This window comes from Micromonospora sp. NPDC005291, assembly GCF_040607415.1.
Lineage (GTDB): Bacteria > Actinomycetota > Actinomycetes > Mycobacteriales > Micromonosporaceae > Micromonospora.
This window is the reverse complement of the sequence record NZ_JBEXGR010000001.1, coordinates 476,214-492,820: the sequence shown is the minus strand read 5'-3', so window position 1 is coordinate 492,820 and position 16,607 is coordinate 476,214. Positions and strand designations below refer to the sequence as shown.

At 71.9% G+C, this 16,607-nt stretch carries 17 protein-coding genes; 14 read left to right on the top strand and 3 right to left on the bottom strand.

What is annotated here, in order from left to right:
• Positions 1-13 precede the first annotated feature (13 nt).
• Both ABZT18_RS02190 and ABZT18_RS02185 read right to left on the bottom strand, forming a co-directional pair.
• Positions 14-451: a ferritin-like domain-containing protein gene (locus ABZT18_RS02190; protein ID WP_354993204.1), complete on the bottom strand. Its 438-nt coding sequence runs from the start codon at positions 449-451 to the stop codon at positions 14-16.
• Positions 448-960, bottom strand: a complete 513-nt coding sequence (locus tag ABZT18_RS02185; protein ID WP_354993205.1) for a hypothetical protein — start codon at positions 958-960, stop codon at positions 448-450. The genes ABZT18_RS02190 and ABZT18_RS02185 overlap by 4 nt, the downstream gene beginning before the upstream one ends.
• Positions 961-1,116: 156 nt before the next feature.
• On the opposite strand from ABZT18_RS02185, the gene rimP reads away from it, so the two are divergent.
• The 10 genes from rimP to ABZT18_RS02135 all read left to right on the top strand — a co-directional run bounded on the left by rimP (position 1,117) and on the right by ABZT18_RS02135 (position 10,987).
• Positions 1,117-1,806: a ribosome maturation factor RimP gene (gene rimP, locus ABZT18_RS02180; RefSeq protein WP_355250168.1), complete on the top strand. Its 690-nt coding sequence runs from the start codon at positions 1,117-1,119 to the stop codon at positions 1,804-1,806.
• Positions 1,803-2,846 carry a transcription termination factor NusA gene (nusA, locus tag ABZT18_RS02175; protein WP_354993207.1) on the top strand — a complete coding sequence of 348 codons (1,044 nt, stop codon included), beginning with the start codon at positions 1,803-1,805 and terminating at the stop codon, positions 2,844-2,846. The genes rimP and nusA overlap by 4 nt, the downstream gene beginning before the upstream one ends.
• A 16-nt stretch (positions 2,847-2,862) precedes the next feature.
• Positions 2,863-3,195 carry a YlxR family protein gene (locus tag ABZT18_RS02170; RefSeq protein ID WP_354993208.1) on the top strand — a complete coding sequence of 111 codons (333 nt, stop codon included), beginning with the start codon at positions 2,863-2,865 and terminating at the stop codon, positions 3,193-3,195.
• Between the two features lie 93 nt (positions 3,196-3,288).
• Positions 3,289-6,315: a translation initiation factor IF-2 gene (gene infB, locus ABZT18_RS02165; RefSeq protein WP_354993209.1), complete on the top strand. Its 3,027-nt coding sequence runs from the start codon at positions 3,289-3,291 to the stop codon at positions 6,313-6,315.
• Positions 6,316-6,405: 90 nt separating this feature from the next.
• Positions 6,406-6,702, top strand: a complete 297-nt coding sequence (locus tag ABZT18_RS02160) for a DUF503 domain-containing protein (protein ID WP_354993210.1) — start codon at positions 6,406-6,408, stop codon at positions 6,700-6,702.
• Positions 6,703-6,829: 127 nt separating this feature from the next.
• Entirely contained in the window at positions 6,830-7,330 is a 501-nt protein-coding gene (gene rbfA / locus ABZT18_RS02155; protein WP_354993211.1) for a 30S ribosome-binding factor RbfA, read from the top strand.
• A complete protein-coding gene (locus ABZT18_RS02150) occupies positions 7,327-8,379 on the top strand; it encodes a bifunctional oligoribonuclease/PAP phosphatase NrnA (RefSeq protein WP_354993212.1) in 1,053 nt (350 codons plus the stop codon). The genes rbfA and ABZT18_RS02150 overlap by 4 nt, the downstream gene beginning before the upstream one ends.
• Before the next feature lie 94 nt (positions 8,380-8,473).
• Positions 8,474-8,881, top strand: coding sequence for a hypothetical protein (locus ABZT18_RS02145; RefSeq protein ID WP_354993213.1), 408 nt, complete (start codon positions 8,474-8,476; stop codon positions 8,879-8,881).
• Positions 8,881-9,090 (top strand): DUF6186 family protein, encoded by a 210-nt coding sequence (locus ABZT18_RS02140; RefSeq protein WP_354993585.1) that lies wholly within the window; start codon positions 8,881-8,883, stop codon positions 9,088-9,090. Before ABZT18_RS02145 ends, ABZT18_RS02140 begins: the two co-directional genes overlap by 1 nt.
• A gap of 571 nt (positions 9,091-9,661) precedes the next feature.
• A complete protein-coding gene (locus ABZT18_RS02135) occupies positions 9,662-10,987 on the top strand; it encodes an MATE family efflux transporter (protein ID WP_354993214.1) in 1,326 nt (441 codons plus the stop codon).
• A gap of 77 nt (positions 10,988-11,064) precedes the next feature.
• Here the strand turns inward: ABZT18_RS02135 and ABZT18_RS02130 are convergent, their stop codons facing one another.
• On the bottom strand, positions 11,065-11,367 hold the full coding sequence (locus ABZT18_RS02130; protein WP_354993215.1) for a hypothetical protein: 303 nt from the start codon (positions 11,365-11,367) through the stop codon (positions 11,065-11,067).
• Positions 11,368-11,567: 200 nt separating this feature from the next.
• Between ABZT18_RS02130 and truB the strand changes: the two genes are divergently transcribed.
• From truB to ABZT18_RS02110, 4 genes are all read left to right on the top strand, one after another.
• Positions 11,568-12,452: a tRNA pseudouridine(55) synthase TruB gene (gene truB, locus ABZT18_RS02125; protein ID WP_354993216.1), complete on the top strand. Its 885-nt coding sequence runs from the start codon at positions 11,568-11,570 to the stop codon at positions 12,450-12,452.
• 112 nt (positions 12,453-12,564) lie between these two features.
• On the top strand, positions 12,565-13,494 hold the full coding sequence (locus tag ABZT18_RS02120; RefSeq protein ID WP_355250165.1) for a bifunctional riboflavin kinase/FAD synthetase: 930 nt from the start codon (positions 12,565-12,567) through the stop codon (positions 13,492-13,494).
• Positions 13,495-13,694: 200 nt separating this feature from the next.
• Positions 13,695-13,964 carry a 30S ribosomal protein S15 gene (gene rpsO, locus ABZT18_RS02115; protein WP_074317913.1) on the top strand — a complete coding sequence of 90 codons (270 nt, stop codon included), beginning with the start codon at positions 13,695-13,697 and terminating at the stop codon, positions 13,962-13,964.
• A gap of 224 nt (positions 13,965-14,188) precedes the next feature.
• Positions 14,189-16,582: a polyribonucleotide nucleotidyltransferase gene (locus ABZT18_RS02110; protein ID WP_354993218.1), complete on the top strand. Its 2,394-nt coding sequence runs from the start codon at positions 14,189-14,191 to the stop codon at positions 16,580-16,582.
• The last annotated feature ends 25 nt before the right edge of the window (positions 16,583-16,607 follow it).

Sequence of the window (16,607 nt, the reverse complement as noted above, 5' to 3'; positions counted from 1 at the left end):
GGAGCCGACCGGTTCAGGTTGGCCGACCGGGAAACGGGACAGTCAGCGGGGTCAGCCCGGCCGTCTTCCGCCAGCGGGTGGCCCGTACGGCGTACTCGACCAGGGCGGCCAGTGCCTGGTCCCGGTCGGCGCCGGTGGTGGACGCCAGAGCTGCCCGCCAGTGCGCGGCCGTGCGCTCCTCCACCTCGGCGGCGAGCCGCAGAGCGCTTGCCCGGTCGGTGACGGGGAACGGCAGCGCGTACCCGGCGCGGTCCGGCGGCACGACGCCGCCGGCGGTGGTGAGTTGCATTACCAGCGTGTCGCGCCTGCGTCGGTGCGCGGCCTCGGCCTGGTGTGCCGCCTCCCGTGCGGCCCCGGTGAGCCGGACGCCGATCCGCCCGTAGGCGTAGATGGCCGCGTACTCAGCGGAGAGGGCGGAGGTGAGCGCCTCCCCGGCGGACGGTTGCCTCACTTCAGTGCCTCCTGATGGGTGGCCCGGGCGGCGGCGATCGACCCGAGCAGCGCTGCCCGTTCCGCGGGCGCCGCGGCGCAGGCGACGGTGGCGGACTGCTGGGCGGTCTTCTCCATTGCGCGTAGGGCTGCGAGCGCGCCGGTCGGGTCGGCTGGCGGGGTGGCGACCGTCGACGGCAGGGCGACGCCGATCACCCGGGCCAGCTCGGTGGCGTGCGCGGTGTGCGCCTCGGCGATCGCGCCGAGGCGGTCGGCCAGCTCGGGATGTGCCGCCGCGCTCGCCTGGTACGCGGCGGCCAGCACGAGTGACTCGTCCACCATCGGCCGCAGCGGGTCCGGCGGTGGCGCTGGCTGATCGTCGCGGTCGAAAAGATCACAGCCGGTCAGCGGCGCCGCAGCGCCGCCGAGCGCCAGGAGCACCCCGCCGCGTAGGAGCTTTCGCCGGGAATGTCCGGATGCTTGGTCGCGCTGTGTCGCTCTGCCGATCCCCACCGGGCAAGTCAACACCATTCGCGCCGGTCCGGGGGGCGCCGGCGTCGGTGCGCCGCCCGGCCCGCCGCCCGGCAGGCGCGTTACGCTCTGCGCAGCCACCGGCGCGTCCGCTCCGGTGGCGTGCCGGCATGGCGTGACGACCCGGTCGTCGTCGACCAGGGAAAGGGTGCGGAGATGACGCAGCGTGGCCGTGCCACCAAACCCACGGGTCGACCCCGCGATGCCGCGGGTCCCCGAGGCGGTGACCTCTCCGCACGGCGTGCTCGGCTGCGGGCCGTGATCGAGCCTGTGGTCAACACCGCGGGCTACGACCTGGAGGACCTGTCGGTTTCCCGGGCCGGTCGCCGGCACGTGGTGCGGGTGATGGTCGACGCCGACGGCGGGATCGACCTGGACGCCGTCGCGGACGTCTCCCGTGCGGTCTCGGCCGCGCTGGACGCCGCGGAGGAAGCCGGTGGCGACATCGTCGCCGGGGAGTACCAGCTGGAAGTCAGCTCGCCGGGCGTCGATCGGCCACTCACCCTGCCCCGCCACTGGCGGCGCAACGTGGGCCGGCTGGTCAAGGTCACCGCCCGGGGCGCGGCCGCGCTGCCCGGCCAGCGTGGTGAGCAGCCCGCCGGTGACCGCCAGCTGACCGGCCGGGTGGTCGCGGCCGACGACGAAGGCGTGCAGCTGGAGACCGACGACGGCCGCGCCTCCTGGGCGTACGCCCAACTGGGCCCGGGCCGCGTGCAGGTTGAGTTCACCCGGCTCGCCGAGCTGGGCGAGCCGGACGAAGAGTTCGACGACGCGGACGATTCAGACGAGATCGACGATTCAGACGACATCGACGACGAAGATGATGTGGAGGACGAGGAGAGGTGAACATCGACCTCGCGGCGCTGCGCGCACTCGAGCGCGAGCGGGAGATCCCGTTCGACACGATTCTCGCGGCGATCGAGACCGCGTTGCTGACCGCCTACCGGCACACCGACGGCGCCGAGTCGCACGCCCGGGTGGAGATCGACCGCAAGTCCGGCGCCGCCCTGGTGTACGCGCAGGAGATGGACGAGGACGGCAGTCTCGTTCGGGAGTGGGACGACACCCCGCACGACTTCGGCCGCATCGCCGCCATGACCGCCAAGCAGGTGATCCTCCAGCGTCTGCGGGAGGCCACCGACGAGGTGCACTTCGGTGAGTACGTGGGCCGTGAGGGCGACCTGGTCACCGGCGTGGTGCAGGCGCACGAGACGCGGACCGAGAAGGGCATCGTCAGCGTCGACCTGGGCAAGTTGGAGGGCGTGCTGCCGCAGTCCGAGCAGGTGCCTGGCGAGCGGTACGCCCACGGCGAGCGGGTCCGCTGTGTCGTGGTGCATGTGGCCAAGGGCATGCGCGGGCCGCAGATCACCCTGTCCCGGTCGCACCCGGCGCTGGTCAAGAAGCTGTTCGCGCTGGAGGTGCCGGAGATCGCCGACGGCACGGTGGAGATCGGCGCGATCGCCCGTGAGGCAGGTCACCGTACGAAGATCGCCGTACGCTCCACCACCCCCGGGGTGAACCCGAAGGGCGCCTGCATCGGCCCGATGGGTCAGCGGGTTCGCGCCGTGATGAGCGAGCTGCACGGTGAGAAGATCGACATTATCGACTGGTCGGACGACCCGGCCACCTTCGTCGGCAACGCGTTGTCGCCGGCCAAGGCCCTGCGGGTCGAGGTGGTCGACCTGGCCAATCGAGCCGCCCGGGTGACCGTTCCCGACTTCCAGCTCTCGCTCGCGATCGGTCGGGAGGGGCAGAATGCCCGACTCGCGGCCCGATTGACCGGTTGGCGGATCGACATTCGCTCCGACGCGGAGCAGACCGCCCCGGCCGCGCGTGGGGCAGCTGATCACGTGCGGGAGCCGGGCAGCGCGATCTCGGGCAGCTAGGGGTAGACTTCCTCCAGTGGTACGACGCGCGCAGCCGGAGCGCACCTGTGTGGGTTGCCGGAAACGTGCGCCGGCCAGCGAATTGCTGCGGATCGTCGCGGTCAGGGACGAGGCTGGTTACAGTCTCCGGCCTGATCCGCTTCGCAGGCTGCCGGGTCGGGGAGCGAACATGCACCCGGATCCGGCCTGCTTCGCGCTGGCAGTGCGGCGCCGCGCCTTTGGGCGTGCGCTGCGTATCACCGAGGTCCTTGACCACGGTGCGCTGGCGGAGCACGTCGATGCGCCAACCACTACGTCCGGTCAGCCCGACCGGGCGAGGGTCGCTAGCAGGGTAGGACGACCGACATGAGCACACGATGAAGTCCCTGAAATGACCAGGCTTCAAGTGCACGAGTGAGGTCGCTGCGGGTGCTGCCCGCACGACCTCGGAGTGAGGAGTGCAGTGGCAGGCAAGGCCCGCGTACACGAGCTTGCAAAAGAGCTCGGGGTCGAGAGTAAGACCGTTCTCGCCAAGCTGAAGGAAATGGGCGAGTTCGTGAAGTCCGCGTCCAGCACCGTCGAGGCGCCCGTCGCCCGACGGCTGCGTAACGCATTCGTCGCGTCCGCCGGTGCTCCGGCGCCGGCCGCCCCGTCGGCGTCCGCGCCAGCGCCAGCGCCGGCTTCAGACTCGACCCCGACGACGTCTCCGACCCCGGGTGCGCCCCGGGTCTCGGCCCGGCCGATGCCGCCTCGGCGGCCGACCGCGCCGGCACCCGGTCCGAAGCCGAAGGGTCCGGTGCCCGCTGCGCCGCAGCCCGCGGCTCCGGTCGCCAAGCCGGCGAGCGCCCACGACATCGAGGTGGCGGCCGCGGAGGCGCGTGCCGCCGCGCTGAAGGCTGAGCAGGAGGCCGCGGTCAAGGCCGCGCAGGCCGCCCGTCAGCAGCAGCGAGACAACCCCGTTCGCCGGGAGCCTCCGGCAGACGGCAACCGGCCCGGCCCTCGGCCGGGTCCCGCCGCGATGCCACCCCGTCCTGGTTCACCGGCCGCCCGTCCGGGCACGCCGGCACCGGGTCCGGGTGCCCGGCCGGGCGGTCGCCCGCCGGCGCGCGGCGCCGGTAACAACCCGTTCGGCATCCAGGGTGGCCAGCAGCGGCCGCCGGCCGCTGGCGCGGGTGGTCCCCGGCCCAACAGCCCGGCGGGCATGCCGCCGCGGCCGAGCCCGAACTCGATGCCGCCGCGGCCCAGCCCGGCGTCCATGCCGAGCCAGCGTCCGGCTGCCGGTCGTCCCGGCCCCGGTGGCGCTGGTCGCCCCGGTGGCGGCGCGGGTCGTCCCGGTGGCGGTGGCGGCGGTGGCTTCCGTGGCGGCCCTGGTGGCGGCGCGGGTGCCGGCGGTGGCGGCGGTTACCGCGGCGGCCCTGGTGGCGGCGCGGGTGCCGGCGGTGGCGGTGGCTACCGTGGCGGTCCCGGCGGCGGTGGCGGTGCTCCCGGTGGCGGTTTCCGTCCGGGTGCTCCGTCCGGTGGCGGCGGGCGTCCGGGTGCGGGCGGTCGTGGCCGTGGCGGCGGCGCCGCGGGTGCCTTCGGGCGTCCGGGTGGCCGGCCGACGCGCGGTCGCAAGTCCAAGAAGCAGCGCAGACAGGAGTTCGACAACCTGTCGGCTCCGACCATGAGCTCGGGTGCTCCCCGGGGTCAGGGTCAGATCGTCCGGCTCTCCCGTGGCGCCTCTCTGTCGGACTTCGCCGACAGGATCAACGCCAACCCGGGTTCGCTGGTCCAGGAGATGTTCAACCTGGGCGAGATGGTCACCGCGACCCAGTCCTGCTCTGACGACACCCTGCACCTGCTGGGTGAGCACCTGGGCTTCGACATCCAGATCGTCAGCCCGGAGGACGAGGACCGCGAGCTGCTCGCGCAGTTCAACATCGACCTCGACGCGGAGGTGGCCGAGGAGCGTCTGGTCAGCCGTGCGCCGGTGGTGACCGTCATGGGTCACGTCGACCACGGTAAGACCAAGCTTCTCGACGCGATCCGCAAGGCGAACGTCGTGGCCGGCGAGGCGGGTGGCATCACCCAGCACATCGGTGCCTACCAGGTGCACGTCCCGCACGAGGGTGTGGACCGGGCGGTCACCTTCATCGACACCCCGGGTCACGAGGCGTTCACCGCCATGCGTGCCCGTGGTGCCCAGGTCACGGACATCGTGATCCTGGTCGTCGCGGCTGACGACGGTGTGATGCCCCAGACGATCGAGGCGTTGAACCACGCCAAGGCGGCCGACGTGCCGATCGTGGTCGCGGTCAACAAGGTCGACAAGCCGGACGCCAACCCGGACAAGGTCCGCCAGCAGCTGACCGAGTACGGCCTGGTCGCCGAGGAGTACGGCGGCGAGACCATGTTCGTCAACGTGGCAGCCAAGCCGGGCATCGGCATCGAGGAACTCCTCGAGGCTGTCCTGCTGACCGCCGACGCGTCGCTGGAGCTGACCGCTCCGATCGACGGGCCGGCGCAGGGTGTGGCCATCGAGGCGCACCTGGACAAGGGTCGCGGTGCGGTGGCGACGGTGCTGGTCCAGAAGGGCACCCTGCGGGCCGGCGACTCGATCGTCGCCGGTGGGGCGCACGGCCGGGTCCGGGCGATGCTCGACGAGAACGGCAACCAGCTCTCCGAGGCTGGGCCGGCGCGTCCGGTCATGGTGCTGGGTCTGACCGCGCCTCCCGGCGCGGGCGACACGTTCCTCGCGGCTGCCGACGACCGCACGGTGCGGCAGATCGCCGAGCAGCGGCAGGCACGGCGGCGGGCGGCGTCCTTCGCCAACTCCCGTGGTCGGGCCACCCTTGAGACGCTCATGGAGCAGCTCAAGGAGGGCGAGAAGACCTCGCTCAACCTCATCCTCAAGGGTGATGTCTCCGGTTCCGTGGAGGCCCTGGAGGACGCGCTGTTCAACCTCGACATCCCCGAGGAGGTCCAGCTCAAGGTCCTCGACCGGGGCGTCGGCGCGATCACCGAGAGCAACGTCATGCTCGCGAGCGCCTCGTCCGAGCCGGTCACGATCATCGGCTTCAACGTGCGGGCCTCGAACAAGGTCCGTGAGATGGCCGACCGCGAGGGCGTGGAGATCCGGTACTACACCGTCATCTACCAGGCCATCGAGGAGATCGAGGCAGCGCTCAAGGGCCTACTCAAGCCGGAGTACGAGGAGGTCGAGCTGGGCAGCGCGGAGATCCGCGACGTCTTCCGCTCGTCCAAGATCGGCAACATCTCCGGTTGTATCGTCCGGTCGGGCATCATCCGGCGGAACGCGAAGGCTCGGCTGCTTCGGGACGGGACGGTCGTGGCGGACAACCTCACGATCACCTCGCTCAAGCGGTTCAAGGACGACGCCACGGAGGTCCGCGAGGGCTTCGAGTGTGGTCTGACCCTGGGTGGTTACAACAACGTCCAGGCCGGCGACGTCATCGAGACCTTCGAGATGCGGGAGAAGGTTCGCGCCTGATCCGGCAGTGACACGCTGATCAAGGGGTTTACGCCAGCTGGCGTAAACCCCTTGATCATGCGGGGTGGTCTGGCGGTATCGTCCGAGGTGATGTTCACCGGAACCGCGGTCTTCGACCTGCTGCTGCCGGGCGACTCCCGGTCGCTCAAAGCCAAGAGATCATATGTACGGCCGATCGTGGCGGCACTGCGCCGCTTCGAGGTGTCGGCCGCCGAGGTGGGGGCGCTCGACCTGCATGGTCGAGCGCAGATAGCGGTGGCCGTGGTGGCCGCCGAGACGGGGCACGTCCGCGAGGTGCTCGACTCCTGTGAGCACCTGATGGCCGGCCGCCCCGAGGTCGAGTTGCTGTCGGTCCGCCGACGGCTGTACGGCGTGGACGACGACTGACCACGGTGCGGGCTGTGCCGGGCGACCGGTGCGGCCGCGAAGGTAGTGTTCGAGATGTTGGCCGGTCGGGCCGGCGGCCCCCGGGTCGCCGGGTCGACCGGGAGCAAGACGCCGTGGAGGTGGCGAGATGTCTGATCCGGCCAAGGTACGCCGGCACGCGGAACGGGTGCGTGAGCTGGTTGCGTCGGTGGTGCGGAGCCAGATCAAGGATCCGCGGCTCGGCATGATCACGATCACGGATGCCCGGATCACCGCCGACCTGCGCGATGCGACGGTCTTCTACACCGTGCTCGGTGACGCGGTTGCCCAGGCGGACACCGCGGCGGCGCTGGAGAGTGCCAAGGGGCTGCTGCGCAGCACGGTCGGCAAGGCGCTCGGGTTGCGGCACTCGCCGACTCTCACGTTCGTCCTCGACGACGTGCAGGACCAGGTCAAGCACATCGACGACCTGCTCGCCGCCGCGCGTAACGCCGACGCGGAGGTGCAGCGGCTCGCCGCTCAGGCGGCGTACGCGGGCGAAGCGCAGCCGTACCGGGTGGATGACGAGACGGACGAGGCCGACGAGACGGACGAGGCTGATGAGGCCACCGACGTCAAGGAGACCCCTCGGGGTGGGGAAACGCGGTGACGAGCACCGCCAGCGCCCCGCTCGCCGCGGCGGCCGGCCCCGTCGAGGCGGACTGGGTCGCGGCCGAGGCGCTGGTGCGGGCCCTCCCGCCGACCGGTCGGGTGCTGCTGATCTGCCACATCAACCCGGACGGCGACGCGCTGGGCAGCATGCTCGGCTTCGGTCTGGGTCTGCGGCAGTTCGGCGTACGCAATGTGCAGGCGACCTTTCCCGGGCCGCCGGAGGTGCCCGAACCGTTCCGGGGGCTGCCCGGGCTGGACCTGCTGGTCCCGGCGAACGCCGCGGACCCGGCACCCGATCTGGTGATCTGCTTTGACGCGGCGAGCGCGTCGCGCCTCGGCGAGCTGGCTGGGCGGTTGTCGTCCGCGGGCGCGGCGCTGGTGCTCGACCACCATGCTTCCAACCCGGGCTTCGGCACGGTCAACCTCGTCGACCCGGGCGCCGCGGCGACGTCGGTGGTGGCCGAGCAACTGCTGGCCCGGCTCGGGGTTGCGCCGGGTCCGGCCATCGCCGAGTGCCTCTACGTCGCGCTGACCACGGATACCGGCTCGTTCCGGTTCGAGGCGACCACCCCGGCGGTGCATCAGATGGCCGCCCGGTTGCTGGCGACCGGCATCTCGCCCGGCGACATCTCCCGGCGGGTCTTCGACACCCGGCCCTTCGGCGCGGTCCGCCTCTTCGGTGAGGTGCTCGGTCGGGCGCGGCTGGAGCCGGCCGCTGCTGGCGGCCGAGGGCTGGTCTGGACCTTCGCCACCCTGGACGACCTGGCTCGGCATGATCAGCGGCCGTACGTGCTCGAGGCGCTGATCGACTCGGTGCGCTGCACCGCCGAGGCGGATGTGAGCTGCGTGTTGAAGCAGACCACGCCCGGCGAGTGGGCCGTCTCGATGCGCAGCAAGGGTGCGGTGGACGTCAGCCGGGTCGCGGTCGCGCTGGGCGGTGGCGGTCACAAGTTCGCGGCCGGGTTCACCGGTCGGGGGACCGTCGAGCAGGTGGTCGACGCGATCCGGGGCCAGCTCGACGCGGCGCTGATCCGGCCCGACGCCTGACCGCGACGCCGCGCGTCACCCCAATCGAAGATCAGGGTCAGCTCCGGGGAGTGTTGGTCTTCCCGCGCTCCGTGCGACCGGGAAGAATTGCGGGATGGAGCAGCCGCACGACCTCACCGTGGAGGCCCCCCGCGCCTGGGACCGGCCCGCCGTCTCCGTTCCCGTCCTCGTCTGCCTGTCGCTCGTCGGTGGTCGGTTCGCTTCGTTCTCCACCGAGGCAAATTTGTTCACCCTCGGCACTGGCGGGGTGCTGATCTGGCTCGGTCTGAGCAATCGGGTGCCCCGCCGACCGGCGCCGCGTCGTCTGGACGCGAGGGCGGCCTGGTGGGCAGTGCCCGTGGTGGTCTTCGGGGTCTTCGAGGGCACGACCTTCGTGCTGGCGGTCGGCGACGACTTCCCGACCTTCTCCCGGCTGGCCGACCCCCTCCTGGAAGATCACCTGACCCGGTCGGCGGCCTGGTTCGCCTGGCTGGCGGCCTTCTGGGGGTTGGTGCGGCGATGATGCGAGCACTCGCGATCGGCGGTTTCCTCATCGCGTTCGCCCTCTTCGCGGTGGTCGAGTGGATGGCCCGCCGGGAGGGCTCCCGGATCCCCACGCTGGGCGAGGTCTGCGCGTACGTCATGCGCTACGAGGTCGGCCCGGTGCCGGTGGGCCGGATCGGTCTGTTCGGTTTCTGGTGGTGGCTGGGCTGGCACTTCCTGGCCCGCTGAGCCGGGTTGCCGACTGTCCAGATGGCGGGAAGCGTGAGCAGCATGCGGACCTGAACGATAGCTTGGGAGGCGACCGGCGCCGCGTAGCGGTCCAGGTCATGGGCGGTGGTGCCACACCTCGTGCCGCTTCCCTCCAGGGTCGGACCGACCCGGGCTCACGCTGCCCAGTCGGCTGCTCCGGTAACCCCGGACTGCCGTGGGGCGCTCAGCACGACCGCCCGTGAGGGCCGCCGCGTGTCGGTGGCTCGCACCCTGGAAGGAGCGCCACCATGCCGAACAAGCCCAAGACCGAGACCACCGACGACGCCCGCGAGCAGGCCCGCCGCGCGCTGCAGACGTCGATGGACACCCGTCAGTGACCCGACCCGTCCGGCAGTGATCCTCGGGTCGGTGCCGCCGGAGGGGGCGGACCTCTCATGGTGTGCCAGAGGCCCCCGCTCCCGGCCGGCCCGACTGCCCGACGGTAGGCGCTGCCCGGGGGGACCGCGACGAGCCTGAGCGCCACCCACCGACGGGGTAAGCAGCCGGCGGGATTGCGATCCTTACCGCGCTCGTGCCAGGATCGGCGGCGATGAGTCACACCGCCGCCACCATCCACCGATCCGCCTCGCCTCGGCGGATCGCCAGCCTCGCCCTGCCGGCCCTCGTGGTGCTCGCCGCTGAGCCGCTCTACGTGCTGGTCGACACCGCCGTGGTCGGCCACCTCGGCCGGGTGCCGCTCGCCGCGCTCGCCGTCGGCGGCACCGTGATGACGCTCACCGCATGGGTCGGCACCGTGGTCGCGTACGGCACCACCGGGCGCGCGGCCCGCCGCTTCGGCGCCGGTGACCGGGCAGCAGCGGTGGCCGAGGGCGTCCAGTCGTCCTGGCTGGCGTTCGGTGTCGGCCTGCTGATCGCGATCGGCATGCAGTTCGGCGGGGGCGCGCTCGCGCGTACCCTCGCCGGCGGTGGTGGCGAGGTGGCCGACGCCGCCGCGCACTGGCTGCGGATCGCGGCCCTCGGCGCCCCCGGCCTGCTGCTCGCCGCCGCCGGCAACGGCTGGCTGCGCGGTGTGCAGGACACTCGCCGCCCGTTGTTCTTCGTGCTCGGCCCCAACCTGCTCTCGGCGCTGCTCTGCCCGCTGCTGGTCTACCCCGCCGGGCTGGGCCTGATCGGCTCGGCGGTGGCCAACGTCGTCGCGCAGACGCTCTGCGGGGTGCTCTTCGCCGCCGCGCTGGTTGCCGAGCGGGTGTCGCTGCGGCCCCGGCCCCGAGTGATCCGCCAGCAGTTGGTGCTCAGCCGGGACCTGCTGATCCGTGGGCTGGCGTTCCAGGCCAGCTTCCTCTCCGCGACCGCCGTCGCCGCCCGTTTCGGCGCCGCCGCCGTCGGCGCCCACCAGATCGCCCTGCAGCTCTGGTTCTTCACCGCGCTGGTGCTCGACGCGCTGGCCATCGCCGCGCAGTCCCTGGTGGGCGCCGCGCTCGGTGCCGGCGACGACGTGGGTGCCCGCGCGCTCGCCCGCCGGGTCGGTCTGCTCGGCGGCGTCTGCGGTGTCGGCTTCGCGCTGCTCATCGCCGCCGGCGCCGGCGTCGTACCGTCGTGGTTCAGCTCCGACCCGGAGGTACGCGAGCAGGCCATGGTGGCCTGGCCGTGGTTCGTCGTCATGCTGCCGCTGGCCGGGGTGGTGTTCGCCCTCGACGGTGTGCTCATCGGCGCTGGCGACGTGCGTTACCTGCGCAACCTCACCATCGTGGCGGCGCTCGGCGGCTTCCTGCCGGCCATCTGGCTGGCGTACGGGCTGAATCTCGGGCTGGGTGGCATCTGGGCCGGGCTCACCCTGTTCGTGGTGATCCGGCTGGTCGCCCTGCTGCTGCGCCTCCGCGACGGCAGGTGGGCGGTGACCGGCGCGGTCCGCTGACCGGGTTGTCGGGGTGTCCGGTCGACCGGATCCGTCGGCGTGGGCTCGTTCGGCGACGGTGCTCCATGGTTCCCCCGTCAGTATCCGCCGCTGGTGGCCAGCGCAAGCAGGTAGTAGGTGCCGGTCACCAAGGCGGTCCCGAGAACGGCGGCCACGACGAACGACAGCACGGCGATGAGGTTCGGATGCGATTCGCTCCACCGGGGCCGGTCGCGCCAGTGCCACACCGCCCGGCGGGCGGTCCGCAGCGCTGGCCAGCTCTCGATCAGGTTGTCGATGTAGCGTGCCGGGGTCCGTCGCTTCGGCGTCGGATGCCGCAGCCACTGCGGCAGGTCGACCCGAGCGCGGTGCTCGTGGGCCGGACGGCGGTCGGGGGTCATCGGCGGTCCTGGTCTCGGGTCGACGTCAGCGGGTGGATGATCTTCGCATCCGCGGAGGTCGGCCGGCTGCCCCGCCGGACAAACCGCCGGATGGAGACCTCGTCCCGACAAAGCGGCTCAGCCCGCAGGCCGGAGGCTCGGGTCACGCCGGGCATGCCCACGCACTCCGGGGTACGAGCCATCTGGCAGGCTTGGCGGACGTGAGCACCGATGGTCTGATCGTGGTCGACAAGCCCGGCGGCATGACGTCGCACGACGTGGTGGCGCGGATTCGCCGGCTGGCGAAGACCCGGCGGGTCGGGCATGGCGGCACCCTCGACCCGATGGCCACCGGTGTGCTGGTGATCGGCGTGGGCCGGGCCACCCGGCTGCTGACCTATGTGATCGGCGCGGGCAAGAGCTATACCGGCACCATCCGGCTCGGCCAGGCCACCGTCACGGACGACGCCGAGGGCGACGTGATCTCCACCGCGCCCGCCGGCGAGATTACCGACGACGCGATCCGGTCGGCGCTGGCCACGCTCAGCGGTGAGGTCGACCAGGTGCCGAGCGCGGTCAGCGCCATCAAGATCGACGGGCAGCGGGCGTACAAGCGGGTCCGGGACGGGGAGAGCGTCGAACTGCCCGCGCGGCGGGTCACCATCTCCCGGCTGGAGGTGCTGGCGATCCGCCGCACCGAGCCGGACGTGGTGGACGTGGACGTGGACGTGACCTGCTCCTCCGGCACGTACATCAGGGCCATCGCCCGGGACGCGGGCCTGGCGCTCGGCGTTGGCGGCCACCTGACCGCGCTACGTCGGACCGCGGTGGGCGGTTTCACCCTCGCCGAGGCGGCGACCCTCGACGAGTTGGAGCAGCGTGCCCCGGACGTGGTGAACCTGCCGCTGGACGCGGCGGCCGACCGGTTCTTCCCGCGTCGGGAGGCCACGCCCGACGAGGCCCGGGTGCTCGCCCACGGCGGGCCGCTGGACCCGACCGGCCGCACCGGGCCGTACGCCGTCTTCGGGCCGGCCGGCGGCCTGATCGCTATCGTCAGCGAGCGGGACGGGCGGGCCCGCGCGGAGATCGTGCTCGCCCCGGCCTAGACCGGGACGCAGGCTAGCGCACGGCGCGCAACCGCCTGGCCAGTGTCAACAAGGGGCCCTTCCTCTGCGCGAGGCGTTCAGAAGGGGCCTTTCCTTGCAGGGGAGGAACGGCATGCAGCGATGGCGGGGGTACGACGCGGCGCCCGGTGGGTGGGGGCGCTCGGTCGTCACCATCGGCGTCTTCGACGGCGTGCACCAGGGGCACCAGGCGACCATCGGGCACGCGGTGACCCGAGCACGGGAGTTGGGCGTGCAGTCGGTGGTGGTCACCTTCGACCCGCACCCGGCCGAGGTGGTCCGCCCCGGTTCGCATCCGGCGGTGCTCACCGAACCGGCCCGTAAGGCGGAGCTGATCGAGGCGCTCGGCGTCGACGTGCTCTGCGTGGTGCCGTTCACCCCGGAGTTCTCCCGGCTGCCGGCCGAGCAGTTCGTGCACGACGTCCTGGTCGAGTACCTGCACGCGGCGCTGGTGGTGATCGGCAGCAACTTCCGCTTCGGGCACCGGGCGGCCGGCGACGTGGCGCTGTTGGAGCGGCTGGGACAGACCTTCGGCTTCGGTGTGGAGGACGGCCCGCTGGTCGCCGAGGACGGCACCGTCTTCTCCTCCACGTACATCCGATCCTGCGTCGACGCGGGCGACGTGGGCGCGGCGGCCGCCGCGCTGGGCCGCCCGCACCGGCTGGAAGGCGTGGTGGTCCGGGGCGACCAGCGGGGGCGGGAGCTGGGCTTCCCGACCGCCAATATGCTCTGCCACCGGTACGCGGCGGTGCCCGCCGACGGGGTGTACGCGGCCCGGCTGATCCGCCGCGGGCAGCACGAGCCACTGATGGCGGCGGTGTCGGTGGGCACCAACCCGACCTTCTCCGGCCGGGAGCGGCGGGTGGAGGCGTACGCGCTGGACTTCGACGGCGACCTCTACGGCGAGCGACTGGCCCTGGACTTCGTGGCGCACCTGCGCGGGCAGATCCGGTACGACTCGATCGAGCCGTTGATCGCCCAGATGGACCAGGACGTGGTGCGCACCCGGCGCACTCTGGCCTGATCGTCACAGGGCTGGCGTGGCCCTGCCGAGGCCCTTGGCCGGGTGTTACCGCCGAGTGCTGGTAGTCTGGCCGAGACGTCGGGTGACCGGCGTGGGGCCTCGCGTGCCTGCTCGACGCCGCGGGTGCGAGGTACCGGTCCGTTCCCGGTCCATCGGGACGACGGACACCTACTTGATCAACCCATCGAAACAGGGAGAACATGGCGCTCGACCAGGAAGCCAAGGCCACCATCCGCGCGGAGTACGCGACCGCCGAGGGCGACACCGGTTCGCCGGAGGTTCAGGTCGCGGTCCTCACCAAGCGGATCGCCGAACTGACCGAGCACCTGAAGGTGCACAAGCACGACCACCACAGCCGCCGTGGGCTGCTGCTGTTGGTCGGCCGGCGCCGTCGGTTGCTCAACTACGTCCAGAAGAAGGACATTGCCCGCTACCGGTCGCTCATCGAGCGGCTCGGCCTGCGCCGGTGACGTGACGGGGGAGTGGCCGACCGGCCGCTCCCCCGTACGGCGTCCCACCTGAAGAACACGGGCCGCGCGACCACCCGAGAGGGAGCCGGTCAGCGTACCGGTCTCCGGTAGTGGCCCCCGGGAACCCGGCATGATGCCGGCCCCCGGGCGCTTCGATCGAAGACCGGCCGGCTGAGCAGCTCCCCGATGTCGTGGGCCCACGACGCGAAGGAGCACGACAGCACATGACCGAGACCAAACTCGGCACCGAATCCCGCACCGCCGTGATCGACAACGGGTCCTTCGGCACCCGCGAGATCACCTTCTCCACCGGTCGGCTGGCTCGCCAGGCCGCCGGGTCCGTCATCGCCCAGCTGGGCGAGACGGTCGTTCTCTCCGCCACGACCGCCGGTAAGCACCCGAAGGAGCAGTTCGACTTCTTCCCGCTGACCGTCGACGTCGAGGAGCGGATGTACGCCGCGGGCCGCATCCCCGGCTCGTTCTTCCGCCGTGAGGGTCGGCCCAGCGAGGACGCGATCCTCACCTGCAGGCTGATCGACCGGCCGCTGCGCCCGTCGTTCGTCAAGGGCCTGCGCAACGAGGTCCAGGTCGTCGAGACCATCCTCGCGCTCGACCCGCAGCACCCGTACGACGTCGTGGCGATCAACGCCGCCTCGATGTCGACCAAGCTCTCCGGTCTGCCGTTCTCCGGCCCGATCGGCGCGACCCGGGTCGCCCACATCGACGGCCAGTGGGTCGCCTTCCCGACCCTGGAGGAGCTGGCCCGGGCCACCTTCGACATGGTCGTGGCAGGCCGCACCCTCGACGACGGCGACGTCGCGATCATGATGGTCGAGGCCGAGGCCACGCCGAACGCCGTCGCCCTGATCTCGGCCGGTGCCACCGCCCCGACCGAGGAGATCGTCGCCAGCGGCCTGGAGGCCGCGAAGCCGGCGATCCGTGAGCTGTGCCGCGCGCAGAGCGAGCTGGCCGAGGTCGCCGCCAAGCCGGTCACCGAGTTCCCGGTCTTCCTGGACTACCAGGACGACGTGTACGACGCCGTTGCCGAGCTGGCCCGCGCCGACGTGGCCGAGGCGATCACCATCGCCGGCAAGGCCGACCGCGAGGAGGCCCTGGACCGCGTCAAGGCCCGGGTCGCCGAGGAGCTGGGTGGACGGTTCGAGGGTCGGGAGAAGGAGCTCAGCGCTGCCTTCCGGTCGCTCACCAAGTCCGAGGTGCGCAACCGCGTGCTGCGCGAGCAGGTCCGCATGGACGGGCGTGGCCCGCGTGACATCCGGGCGCTGACCGCCGAGGTCGGCGTGCTGCCCCGGGTGCACGGTTCGGCGCTGTTCGAGCGGGGCGAGACCCAGATCCTGGGCGTCACCACGCTGAACATGCTCCGCATGGAGCAGATGGTGGACACTCTGTCCCCCGAGAACCGCAAGCGCTACATGCACAACTACAACTTCCCGCCGTACTCGACCGGTGAGACCGGCCGGGTCGGCTCGCCGAAGCGTCGCGAGATCGGCCACGGCGCCCTCGCCGAGCGTGCGCTGATCCCGGTGCTGCCGTCGCGCGAGGAGTTCCCGTACGCCATCCGGCAGGTCTCGGAGGCGCTCAGCTCCAACGGCTCCACCTCGATGGGTTCGGTCTGCGCGTCGACGCTGGGCCTGCTCTCCGCGGGTGTCCCGCTGAAGGCGCCGGTCGCCGGCATCGCGATGGGGCTCATCTCCGACGAGGTGGACGGCAAGACCCAGTACGTGACGCTGACCGACATCCTCGGTGCCGAGGACGCGTTCGGTGACATGGACTTCAAGGTCGCCGGCACTCCGGACTTCGTCACCGCGCTCCAGCTCGACACCAAGCTCAACGGCATCCCGTCGGACGTGCTGGCCGCCGCGTTGCAGCAGGCGAACGAGGCCCGGCAGGTCATCCTCGGTGTGATGAAGGCGGCGATCGAGGCTCCGGCCGAGATGTCCGACTACGCGCCGCGGGTCACCACCGTCAAGATCCCGGTCGACAAGATCGGCATGGTGATCGGCCCGAAGGGGCAGACCATCAACGCGATCCAGGACGAGACCGGCGCCGAGATCTCCATCGAGGACGACGGCACGATCTACGTCGGCGCCACCAACGGCCCGTCGGCCCAGGCGGCCGTGGACCGGATCAACGGGATCGCCAACCCGACGCTTCCGAAGCAGGGCGAGCGGTTCCTCGGCACGGTGGTCAAGACCGCCGCGTTCGGCGCGTTCATCTCGCTGCTGCCGGGCCGCGACGGCCTGCTGCACATCTCCAAGGTGGGCGACGGCAAGCGGGTCGAGCGTGTTGAGGACTTCCTCAACGTCGGCGACCGGGTCGAGGTCGAGATTGCTGACATCGACGCTCGCGGCAAGATCTACCTGGACAAGGTCCGCCCGGAGGGCACCGAGGCACCGCCGGCCGCTGACGCCGCCGGTGGCGACCGTCCGGCTGGCCGTGACCGGGGCGACCGGGGTCCGCGTGACCGGGGTGACCGTGAGCGTGGCGGCGACCGGGGCGGCCGTGGTCCGGAGCGCGGCGAAGGTGGCGGCGGCGAGGGTGGCGGCGGCGAAGGTGGCGAGGGCGGCGAGCGTCCGCGCCGCCGGACCAGGCACAGCTGATCGTCGTACATCGCATCACCCACCC